Consider the following 11,210-nt stretch of genomic DNA (forward strand, 5'->3'; position numbering starts at 1 on the left):
TGGATATGCTGGTAGGCAGAACTGATCTTACCCTTGGAACTTTCTACCTTGCGATCTATAATTTAGGAGTGATCTTTCCCATCATCATCCTGGGAATATTACTTGGCTATGGCATGAAACCGCAAACCATTACAGAACTCAAGGAAAACAAGCGTGTAGAGATCAGGCTTTTCACAGGAATTGTACTAATATTCCTCGCCCTGCTGCTTCATTTGCATCTGATCTAAAGTGAAGCTAGCCCTCAACCTGCTGTTTCATTTCCCAAGCAGCACGGACTATATCTTTTTTAGAATAAACCTTTGCGACCTTTTCTACGGCATCCAGATTGCGTACTACGTTGTCAAGATAGCCTAATACATCACCCGGATAGGCTGTCACGCCGTACAGGTCTTCCAGTTTGCGTACAATACCCGCGGGATCATAGCCTTCCATGCGGATTTCCACGATCTTTGCAGAAAAACGCCTCTCTGCACATCCGCAATATGGAGAATCCTTGCATTTACAGGTAAGGAAAGCTGCTGCAAATTCAAAGAGCTGGTCCTGTATGTTCTGATCAAGCTGGGTTATATTATCTCCCTCAAATATGATGTCAAGAGAAGCACCCTGAAATACACGCGAAGGAATATTGATGTCCAACGCCGTGGAGATCTGTGCTGCGTACTTGAAATAAACGGAATTAAAGAACTCCAGGTTCGTAATGATCTCGAGTGGATGCTTGCCCTTAAGCACAGCATCCCGTATAAGGAAAGCCGAGGACACTGACAGGAAATGACCGGCGGCTATCTGGCCGAATGGTGTAAGGGAAATTATTCCCTCCCTCAGTTCAAGGAACTTATAATGCATCAGCCTGGAAACAAGCTTTTCAAACTCAAATGTGCCCAGCATACGCTTGTGGATAGCTTTAAGATCCTTTTTTGAAGAAGTCACAGCTGCTGATGCCAGTATCTCTTCCATTTGTTCATCTTCATCATAATCTAATGAAGATGGCAGCATATTACCCTTGAGCAATTTTATCGCAACAGCATCTTCGGTCTCCGTCTGTTCACTGGAATACCGCTTATTTGGGGTTGCCAGCAATACTACAATACCCCTGTCATGATAATCCGGACGTCCGGCACGTCCCAGCATCTGCATGAATTCCTGTATTGTGACCCATTCGATCCCCATGGCAAGGGATTCAAATATCACCTGCGATGCAGGGAAATCCACTCCTGCTGCAAGGGCAGCAGTTGTTACCACTACTGGCAGCTTCCCTTTAAGAAAACGCTCTTCTACGGATTTACGCACAGATTGTGTAAGGCCTGCATGATAAGGCGCAGATACCATAGGCAATGCTTCCGATATGCTGTGACAATTGCGTCTGGAATTAGTGAAAATGATAGTTTGGCCTTTATGCCCTTTTGTGGATGTTCTGGCAAACTCCTCCCTTACCAATCGGGTCATAAGCTTGAGCTTGTCATGTTCCTCGCAGAAAATAAGATGACGTTCAATGGGGACTGGCCGGTATTCATATTCTACCAATGTCGCATTCAGTTTTTGTGCCAGTGCAAGTGGTTCGGCAACGGTGGCAGAAAGGTATATGAACTGGGCAGCCGGAGCAACGTATTTCAGCCTGCCTATGACACCGTCGACCCTGTGCCCGCGCTCATTGTCTTCCAGCATGTGCACTTCGTCTATGACCACTGTGCCTATCTTACCGAGAAGGTCAGTATCACCTGACCTCAGTATAAAATCAATGCCTTCATAAGTTCCTACGATTATGTCAGAATCAAGAGTTCTGCGCATCCTGAGCGTAGAGGAGGTACGGATGCGGGCACTTCCTATCCGTATAGAAGTTGTAATACCCAACGACCCATACTTGTCCGTGAACTGGTCATACTTCTGATTTGCAAGGGCCACCAGAGGCACCAGATAAAGCATTTTCCCTTTTTTGCGCAGTATGTTCTCTATACCTGCAAGCTCCCCGATCAATGTCTTCCCTGTAGCTGTTACTGAAGTGACAAGCTGATGTTTTCCTTCGAATAGGCCCGAATCCACTGCAATTGTCTGTACTGGAAGCAGTTCCTCGGATTTTTTTAACAGAACATCTTTAAAACTTTTTGATATGGGAAGATCTGCCACCTTCATAGTTCTGGCATCAAGGGAAGCCTGTACTGTATCGAACCTGGTCAGTTCCTGGTCAAGACCTTCAGGGTCTAATGCACCCACCGTTCGATCGAAATCCTTTGTTTGCAAAAGCATCTCTTCAATGCGCTGTTTCGCTTCATCGCTATAATGGCAATGAGGAGCATTAAGGACCCTGGAAAGCTCTTCTTTGGCACATTCTTCACATATCTTCTCAGAATGATATCGTATTGACCGCCTGTTCAGGAAATTGAATCTGCGCTTAAGCAGGCAAAAACGACAGGCATTAACAAACTCTCCTTCCAGCTGGAAACCTTTCAGCATTTCTATAAAAGCTGCAGTAGTGGCTTCATTCCCACCTTGTGCGATCATGATGCGATCGGCCATGCGCAGCAGGTCTATGAACTCGGCAGGCGTCAGGTATTCTTCCTTGCCATCCCTCAGTACCCTAAACTTGTGTGGCCTTGCACCGGCTGGTGTCTTATTAAGGATCACTTCTCCCGTGAAAAGTGGTAATTTCCTGCCACCCTTAATGACCATTACAAATAATTTAGTATTTTCGGGGTTTATGAGGATCCATAAGCTCATTATGCAGCTGAATTGGAGAGAAGGTATAAGTAATGTATGCTTGTTCCCATTGCCTGGAAAACATTATATGTATTTGCAGCCAATATATATAGATAAAATATATAATAAATCGGTATAGATATATCTTACGTAAAGAGGGGAAAGTGTCATGTTAGGACCGTTCAAGTCTGCCGGAATGCAGCAAACAGATAGTGAAGAACAAGCATCTTCTACCGAAAACGATGCACACAATCTTTATGATACTATCCGGGAAAGCATACCCCAGGGAAATAAGCCAGTTACTGAGAAGACTGCAGGTCCCAGCATATCAAGCACAGGTATTTCAGTCTTGGACAGGAACATAGGAGGAGGACTGCCTTGTGGATCAATGACATATGTTTCAGCTGACCCTTCCGGCATGGCAGAAATATTCCTCTACCAATTCACCCAATCAAGAAAAACATATTATTTCACCACTTGTCGCAGACCTAAATTTGTACTAAGGGACATACTGAACCTTAACTTTGATATAAAGAACATAATTTTTATCGATGTTTATAGTGAGTATTACCTTACACCTTCGGGTGAAATGGTAGACAACGTAGGGAATGACTATGCAGACACTAAGCTGCTTGAGTTCGTGGAGTATAACTTAAAGAACATAAGGAACGATGATCAAGGAGGAGAGATCAACCTTATTTTTGACAACTTCTCATTTTTCATGAACCTGCATGTGAATCCGGGACTACTCCGAAGGATAATGAACATCATATACGAGGTTAGCAAGGAGACAGGTGCTCTTACATATCTCTATGGTTTAAAAGGGAGCCATCCCGAACATCTGGAGAACGAGATACTTAATTCTGCAGATGTCATCTTTGAGATATCCCTTGACAGAGGAGCCGATAAGATAGTGAACAAACTTGCCATTCCTAAAATGAGGGGTATGCTGCCAACTGCCGAGGTCATCAAGTTCAAGATCTGCGATGGCATCCAGATCGACACATCCAAGGATATTGCATGAAGAAGTTTTATCAAATAATTCCATCTTCTATTGCATTATTACACAGACATTCCCTTTTTGTGGGCATACGTGCTGCAATGGAATGCAGCAGCTCAAAAATAAATTCCTTTCTGGAGACAAGTATATCCAATACCTCAGTTGCCGTTGGCCTGGCCCCTTCAATGCCACAAGCCATATTCGTTACCATACATAGAGATGCATAACATAGCTGCATCTCTTTGGCAAGTACTACTTCAGGCACACCGGTCATACCCACAACATCAGCAAAATTACTCAACATGCGGATCTCAGCCTTTGTCTCGAACCTGGGGCCTTCAGTACAGGCATATATCACATCAGCTGCTTCAACCCCTTTTTCTTTAAGGATCGACCTTATAATGGAACGAAGCTGGGGACAGTAAGGTTCTGACATGTCTGCATGTACGGTCTTATTTTCGAAGAAAGTGGATAGACGCTTATGCGTAAAGTCCACAAAGTCATAAGGAAGTACTATGTTTCCAATGGAATGACTATGCATCGTACCCACAGAGTTAATAGATATCACCCGTGAGATCCCTAATTGCCTTATTGCCATTATAATGGCACGGTAATTGATCTTATGAGGCGGGACATGACCAATATCCCCTGCATGTCTTGGTATGAACAATAAATTACTGCCTCCCATTTTCACAATGGAAGCCTCTACAGTACCATAGTCGGTTTTTACTTTGATCTGTGACTGGCCATCAAGGTGAGAAAAGCCCACACCACCTATGACAGCAAAGGAAAAATCTACATTGGTCATGCATTCTTGATCCAATGTGCTTATAGTCATCAATTCACTCCTTAACAGGGCTGGCAGCTATCCTGATACCTGCAAGAGTTATAATGATAGCCAAAACTATGGAATAAATGAAATACTGAAGTCCTGTTACAAGAGAAAGCTGTGCACCTTCAATAGCAGGATTGAACGCAAGTATATACGTAGTTGCTCCCCAAAACAGCAGTCCCATGGAAAATGCATAGAAAGAAGGCGAGATCTGCCTAAAACTGAATTGCCCATGCAAGTATTTATCCATCATACGACCGAAATTGATTATGACCGCAGCTAATACCAGCCACCAGATTGAACTGTGTATGAACACAGTAGCCAGCGGAACCAATCCATGATACCATATCCCTCCATGAGTATAATATTGCCATAAGCGTACGAATCCCTGCACAAAAGAAACAAAAATTATCAGCAACGCTGCAGTATGAGTTACAGCAATCAGTCTGCCCGTATGGAATGCATCTTTTATCTTGTTCCATATAATCGTGACAGTATCACCAAAACCACGGTACAGCATATACAGGCCAACCGCAGCAAGAATACCTATGATAGCTCCTTCAGGATAATTCGCCAATAGGAAGATAGAATATATAAGAGATGCAAGTCCGAGTGGTACAAAAAACGTCTGAGATATCTTCGGATCGTTAAAAGCATGTTTCAGGATATAGTAAGTACTTTCAAGGTTTGAGCTTTGCATGATCACAATACGCTTAACTGAATTGATCTTGACCCTTGACTGAACTATGGGGAGTAAAGTTTCATCCTCAGCTCCATCTGAAATGAAGACGGCATTAGAAGCATGGTATTTAGCAAGGACATCATCAAGCTGCTGGGAGATCTTCTGATCAGAAGTGATACCGACTCTCTTATCACCTGCAAACGTTATGAGTTCAGCTTCCATTCCTTTTGCACGCAGCTCATCCAGTACTTTCACACCACCGAAAATGGTATTGGAATCCGAATCTTCGGGATCCGCTATAGACAAAGCAACGGCTGCTTTGATATTTTCCTCTCTTCCTATTATAGGGCTTAAGATCTTTGCCTTTTCGCCAAGATCATTATCCCTGTCTATACAAATGACCAGTGTATCCATGGAACCTTATTCCTAATTGCTGAACAAAATATAAATAAGTTCTCATGAAAATCGTCATCATGGAACGGCTTGCTCAGAACTTGACCCCTAAAGAAGAAATAAGCCTGCGGGCCCATTTCAATTTTTTCTTTTTGAATGGGGATACCACAGGGTCATCAAAAAAGAAACCTGCAAGTTTTATAGTTCCTGCACCAAACTCATAGGCCACATACACAGCCCGATCCCCATCAGTAAAACCACCGAAGTTAAAAATGTTTTCCAGAGGAACAGCTTGAGTGGAACCGATAATGTTCTGAAACCGTGGAACATACTTGAGAAGTCTGCCCATGTTGTCCCCATGGGCATGGACAACTACAAGAGAACCATGATCTGAAGCCTCGATCTCACGCTCCACGTCTCCGTCCAGATCCGTAACGATAACATCCGGCATCCTGCCGGCATCCATTACGACAGCTGTTGCACCGTCTGCTGCAATTATCACATATCTTTCAAGATCTAACCTTTCAAGATCTGCAGCAAGAGTAGGAGCATTGCCACAAACAAGGACTTCCTTTCCGGATATTACTTTCTTTAGAGCATCTTTTCCCGGTGAGACCAGTTGTTCCAGTAACTGTGAGAGAAGGAGAGCTGCCCGCTCATCCTCTTCCCTGCTAAAGCCAAAGTCCTGAAGTATCTCCTTATATACGGGTTCCCAGACTGTAAAGTCCATAGTATTCCCCGGATACATCAGCTTCTGGATATTCCGATGTGCATTGATATTCCTTCCACATCCCAGTCCTTGACAAGGTCTCCATATGCCTCTACATCAAAGCCTATGATCTGCAGGTCTGCACGTACCTCACTGGCTATCAACTGTTCCAGATCAAGCACCAGGTCTACCACCCGCTCATCATCGATACAGATAATGACCTTAATGTTCTCTTCCACTGCAAGGTCCATTTCCTTCCTCATATCCTGAACCCTGCGAATGACCTCTCTGGAATAACCTTCTGCTTCCAGTTCCCTTGTAAGCTTCGCGTCCACATATACAATGCCTGCAGATGATGAAGCACTTGCCACCAGTTCAGGCAGTGTTTCCTGGAAGTTGACCATATCGGGAGTTATCGCCACAACACTGCCGTCAGCAAGCTGTAGCTCATAACCCTCAGAGCAGGCAAGTTTTTTCTTCAATGCTACGGTATCAACCTGTTTTAGGGCAGCTATTACCTTCCCCGCATCACCCTTGAAAATCGGTCCGATTGCTCCGGGGTTGGGTATAGCACTGAAACCAAGTTCATCCCAGGATGCACCAACCTCAGTAAGCACAATATCCTTGGAGTTTGTCTGGTCCATCAGCACTTCTTTCAGGTTCTTGACAGCAGACGTTGCGGTCTCATCCTGGGGAGTGACCACGATCCTGCCCACAGGCCACCTCAGCTTACGCCCGACCTTCTGGCGAGCATTGGAAGCTGCCTCCACAATAGAGCGTGCAAGCTTCATATGCTGCTCAAGGTCCACATCTATAAGGGATTCGTCAGGCACAGGCCAATCGTTCATGTGGACCGATTCCGGTGCGTCATTGTAGACGTTGCGTACCAGGTTCTGGTACATTTCCTCGGCAAGATGAGGCATGAATGGAGCTATGACCTTTGTAGTGGTCGTGAAAACCTCATATAGTACTCTGTATACGGCTATCTTATCCGGGTCATCGGCCTCTACCCATGTCCTTGGCCTTATGAGCTGGATATACCAGCGGGAAAGGTCCTCAAGGACAAAGTCATTGATGGTCCTGATGGCCTTCTGGAGCATACATGTTTCCATGGCGGAATTCACTGCTTTTATTACGGACTGCATCCTGGAAAGGATCCATTTATCCTCACTGCGCATGTGAGGCTTCACCGATTCCAGTGACACATTCGAAGGATCAAAGGCATCCAGCGCCATGTAGGGCAACGGGAAACGATAGACATTCCACAGGATGTTAATAGTCCTGTGGATATTTGCGATCTCATCGTTGCTGAACTTCAGATCTTCCCAGGGTGCACTGGATGATAACACGTAAGCACGCAGGGTGTCTGCACCGAACTTATCAATAACCTCGGAAGGCTGGACTATATTGCCCAGGCTTTTGGACATTTTCTTGCCTTCTACGTCAAGGGTGAATCCGTGCATTAGCACACTTTTATAAGGTGCCCTGCCAAAAGCCACCATACTGGCACCCAATTGTGAATAGAACCATCCCCTGGTCTGGTCATGCCCTTCGGTAATGAAATCTGCAGGCCACCACTTTTCAAGGTCTTCTTTTTTCTGAGGGAAGTTCAATGTGGCCCATGAAGCAACTGCCGAGTCGAACCACACATCAAATACGTCTTCCACACGGCGCATCTTTCCGCCACATTCGCACTGCAGGGTAACAGAGTCCACATAGGGCCTGTGAAGTTCTATTCCTTCCTTCAGACCTGACCTTTCAAGAAGTTCCTGTTTGGTGCCTATGACATCTATCCGTTCACACTCTGTACAGCGCCAGACAGGGATAGGTATGCCCCAGTAACGCTGCCTTGAGATACACCAGTCTCTGGCACCTTCCACCCAGCCCCTGAAACGTGCTGAACCAGCCCATTCAGGATACCAGACAACTTTGTCTATCTCTGAGAGCATCTGTTCCTTTAATTCCGATATCTTCAGGAACCACTGGCGAGTAGCAAGATAAATGATCGGTGTCTTACATCTCCAGCAGTGCCCATAGCGGTGAGAAATAGTACCTTCTGCAAGCAGCAGCCCTCTTTCCTTGAGGTTTTCCACAACCACTTTGTTAGCTTCCCTGATATGCATATCGGTATATTCACCAGCTTCTTCCGTATACCGGCCATCTGGTCCAACCGGACAGAAAATGGGAAGCCCGTGTTTTATACCCACTTCAAAGTCATCCATACCATGTCCGGGGGCTATATGAACACAACCGGTGTTCTCTGCAGTTACGAAGTCTGCAAGATACACATTATGCTTAAAACGTGCCTGTTTTGGGATCTGGTCTGCAAGAGGATGCTCATATTCCAGTGTCGTAAGATCTTCACCCAGCATGGTATCCAGTATTTCAAAATCAGCATACCTGCCTTTCTTGAGCACATCTTTGACCAGTGCAGAGGCCATTATCAGGACCTCACTCTCACCGGCAGATGTAACAGCTTTTACTCTGGAATACTCGAATGACGGATGTACTGCCACTGCAATGTTGGATGGTATGGTCCATGGAGTTGTGGTCCAGATAACGATCGATGTATCGGGTTCACCCTTTACCCTGAACTTCACATAGATAGAAGGATCTACACGTTCCTCATATTCAACTTCAGAATCTGCTATTGCAGTCTCACATCTGGGACACCAGTTGACCACACGTTTGCCTTCTTCAAGCAGGTTCTTTTGCTGTGCCTGTTTCAATGTCCACCAGGCCGCTTCGATATACTCGTCCCGCAGTGTCATATATGGGTCTTTCCAGTTAAGCCATACTCCCAGAGAATAGAACTGGCGAGTCATGTCATCTTTCTGTAATAAGGCAAATTCCTTACATTTTTCGATGAAGTTCCCGACACCATACCTCTCGATATCCTTCTTGGAAGTAAAACCAAGGACACCTTCTACTTTTACTTCTATTGGAAGGCCATGCATGTCCCACCCTGCACGGTCAAGTATATGGCAATTGTTCATTGAACGATACCTCAATATGGAATCCTTGATTATCTTATTCCATGCAGTACCCAAATGTATGTGACCGGTGGTATATGGTGGACCGTCCACGAAAAAGAAACGTTTTGCACCTATCCTGCGTTGGCGTACCTTTGAGTACGCATCGATCTCATCCCAGAAAAAGTGGATCTTGGATTCGATCTCACCTGCGTTGTATTGACCTGTGATCTCCTTTAGCATAGGAAGTCTCCATAAGCATGATTGTTAGATATTCACCTATTGCAGTATTCAATTTAAATGCTTTGTTCTGCGTTTTAAGCAAAAAAAGATAGTTGATAACCCGGATCCAAATATGGATAGCCAGTTGAAAAGATATTTTAATCCATGTTTTATAATATAATTTACATGCTGCACATTTCCTGCAAGAAATGCTACTCTATGACATCCTGAACCGAAAGTGTCTCAAGCAAAAGTTCATTGAAAAGCAATTTTTCCAGCGTTCTTGCCGCATACATACGATGCTGATGTTTCTGAATATCAAAGCGTATATTTGACCTATAGTGATATCACAAAATTATAATAATAGTAAATATAATAATAGTCACTATTCAAAGAGGTGTGGTAATGAAGCAGGCAGAGCTAAGACAAGACCCTACTTTTCGTTCAACTTTGGTATTCACTGATAAGAAAAACACACATCGTAGATACATTCTCTCAATGGCAAAGTACACCGAATATACTGGACTTACCCCTGAACAACTTATCAACGAAGCTACTGACGAGTATACAAAAATTCCTTCACAGCGTATTGCATGGAAAAGATTGAGAGGGTTTTCCACCTACTTGAAAGACAAAGGTCTCGCACCTAACACCGTGAAGGGACATGTGAACGATGTGATGGGATTTTTCAAACATAACATGATAGAGCTACCCAAAAACACGATAGAGAATAAGGCAATAAAGTCACCTGAAGGCATTGAAGAAAATATGCATATTCCTGACAAGCTAACCGAGCTGAGACCATTTATTCAGGCTTGCAGCCCACGAAATCGAGCCATCGTTCTCTGTCAGGCATCTTCAGGTATGGGAAGTGCTGAAGTTACGAGTCTGCGTGTGAGCCACTTCAAACAAGGATATGATGAAAAAACCAATACCTGTACCCTTAAAATTAAACGCATCAAAACTGGATTCAAGTATACGACCTTCCTCAATCCAGAAGCCTGTGATGCTGTCAAGAAATATTTATACCTTCGTAATAACCCACCCAAGTATCATGGTAAGAGATATGACAAGTATCTGGCAAAACATCGTATCTACAGCGATGACGACTACCTATTCATAAAGGATGACCTCAAGGATTCTGTCCTCAATACCATCGACAAAACAGGACGTGCTAATGAAGAGTTAAGGCGAATGCAGCCAAGAGACGTCGATATCATGTATCGCACAGTCTATGCCAAAGCAGGTTTCAAAAAGACAAAGCAACGTATCGATATACGTTCTCATAATGTCAGGAAGTTTTTCAGTAATACACTGAAAAATGAGAAGATGCCGAAGGAAATGGTCGAGCAGATGATGGGGCATAAACCAAGCAGATTGGATGCAGCATACCATATTCCTGATTTAAATGACCTGAGAGACTCCTATATGCACTATATGCAGTACCTTTCCATTACCGAAGACCTCGAATTCAAGAGTATTGAAACCGAAGAGTTCAGGAAAATTACTGATGCACTTGAAGCTGAAAAAGAAAAGACCGCCCAACTTCAACAGCAGATAGCGGAAATGCAAAGAATAAATTCCAGTAAGCACATTGAAATCGAGAGACTTATGAACAGTACTGGGCAAATCAAATCGACCTTCGATAGTGTGATGGGTCAACTCACTTCTGCTGGAATAATAAAAGTAGAGCCTGACCTTATACCAGT

Annotated in this window: 7 protein-coding genes and 1 pseudogene; 3 read left to right on the forward strand and 5 right to left on the reverse strand. The window is 44.2% G+C overall.

The window, feature by feature from the left end:
* A pseudogene (locus ACCM36_RS06090) lies at positions 1 to 227 on the forward strand (cytochrome C biogenesis protein); the annotation flags it as partial.
* 7 nt (positions 228 to 234) lie between these two features.
* On the opposite strand, the gene ACCM36_RS06095 reads toward ACCM36_RS06090, so the two are convergent.
* Positions 235 to 2,712 carry a DUF5814 domain-containing protein gene (locus ACCM36_RS06095; RefSeq protein ID WP_370572862.1) on the reverse strand — a complete coding sequence of 826 codons (2,478 nt, stop codon included), beginning with the start codon at positions 2,710 to 2,712 and terminating at the stop codon, positions 235 to 237.
* A 148-nt stretch (positions 2,713 to 2,860) separates the two neighbouring features.
* Here ACCM36_RS06095 and ACCM36_RS06100 point away from each other — a divergent pair, with 148 nt between their 5' ends.
* Positions 2,861 to 3,715, forward strand: coding sequence for an RAD55 family ATPase (locus ACCM36_RS06100; protein WP_370572863.1), 855 nt, complete (start codon positions 2,861 to 2,863; stop codon positions 3,713 to 3,715).
* A 10-nt stretch (positions 3,716 to 3,725) separates the two neighbouring features.
* Here ACCM36_RS06100 and ACCM36_RS06105 read toward each other — a convergent pair whose 3' ends face one another.
* The 4 genes from ACCM36_RS06105 to ileS all read right to left on the reverse strand — a co-directional run bounded on the left by ACCM36_RS06105 (position 3,726) and on the right by ileS (position 9,522).
* On the reverse strand, positions 3,726 to 4,529 hold the full coding sequence (locus tag ACCM36_RS06105) for an MTAP family purine nucleoside phosphorylase (protein ID WP_370572864.1): 804 nt from the start codon (positions 4,527 to 4,529) through the stop codon (positions 3,726 to 3,728).
* 4 nt (positions 4,530 to 4,533) lie between these two features.
* Positions 4,534 to 5,619, reverse strand: coding sequence for a DUF373 family protein (locus ACCM36_RS06110; protein ID WP_370572865.1), 1,086 nt, complete (start codon positions 5,617 to 5,619; stop codon positions 4,534 to 4,536).
* Between the two features lie 73 nt (positions 5,620 to 5,692).
* Positions 5,693 to 6,328: a 6-hydroxymethylpterin diphosphokinase MptE-like protein gene (locus ACCM36_RS06115; protein WP_370572866.1), complete on the reverse strand. Its 636-nt coding sequence runs from the start codon at positions 6,326 to 6,328 to the stop codon at positions 5,693 to 5,695.
* 17 nt (positions 6,329 to 6,345) lie between these two features.
* The gene (ileS, locus tag ACCM36_RS06120) at positions 6,346 to 9,522 is read right to left on the reverse strand and encodes an isoleucine--tRNA ligase (RefSeq protein WP_370572867.1); all 3,177 of its coding nucleotides are present in this window, start codon (positions 9,520 to 9,522) and stop codon (positions 6,346 to 6,348) included.
* A gap of 384 nt (positions 9,523 to 9,906) precedes the next feature.
* Here ileS and ACCM36_RS06125 point away from each other — a divergent pair.
* Positions 9,907 to 11,210: tyrosine-type recombinase/integrase (locus tag ACCM36_RS06125; protein ID WP_370572868.1), on the forward strand; the 1,304-nt coding region annotated here is incomplete at its 3' end.

It is taken from the genome of Methanomethylovorans sp. (assembly GCF_041305605.1).
Taxonomy (GTDB): Archaea; Halobacteriota; Methanosarcinia; order Methanosarcinales; family Methanosarcinaceae; genus Methanomethylovorans.

What these genes read in the sequence shown, in the direction of transcription:
- ACCM36_RS06110 (WP_370572865.1), bottom strand. Translation starts at nt 5,619, where the DNA reads ATGGATACACTGGTCATTTGTATAGACAGGGATAATGATCTTGGCGAA.
- ACCM36_RS06100 (WP_370572863.1), top strand. Translation starts at nt 2,861, where the DNA reads ATGTTAGGACCGTTCAAGTCTGCCGGAATGCAGCAAACAGATAGTGAA.
- ACCM36_RS06115 (WP_370572866.1), bottom strand. Translation starts at nt 6,328, where the DNA reads ATGGACTTTACAGTCTGGGAACCCGTATATAAGGAGATACTTCAGGAC.
- ACCM36_RS06095 (WP_370572862.1), bottom strand. Translation starts at nt 2,712, where the DNA reads ATGAGCTTATGGATCCTCATAAACCCCGAAAATACTAAATTATTTGTA.
- ileS (WP_370572867.1), bottom strand. Translation starts at nt 9,522, where the DNA reads ATGCTAAAGGAGATCACAGGTCAATACAACGCAGGTGAGATCGAATCC.
- ACCM36_RS06105 (WP_370572864.1), bottom strand. Translation starts at nt 4,529, where the DNA reads ATGACTATAAGCACATTGGATCAAGAATGCATGACCAATGTAGATTTT.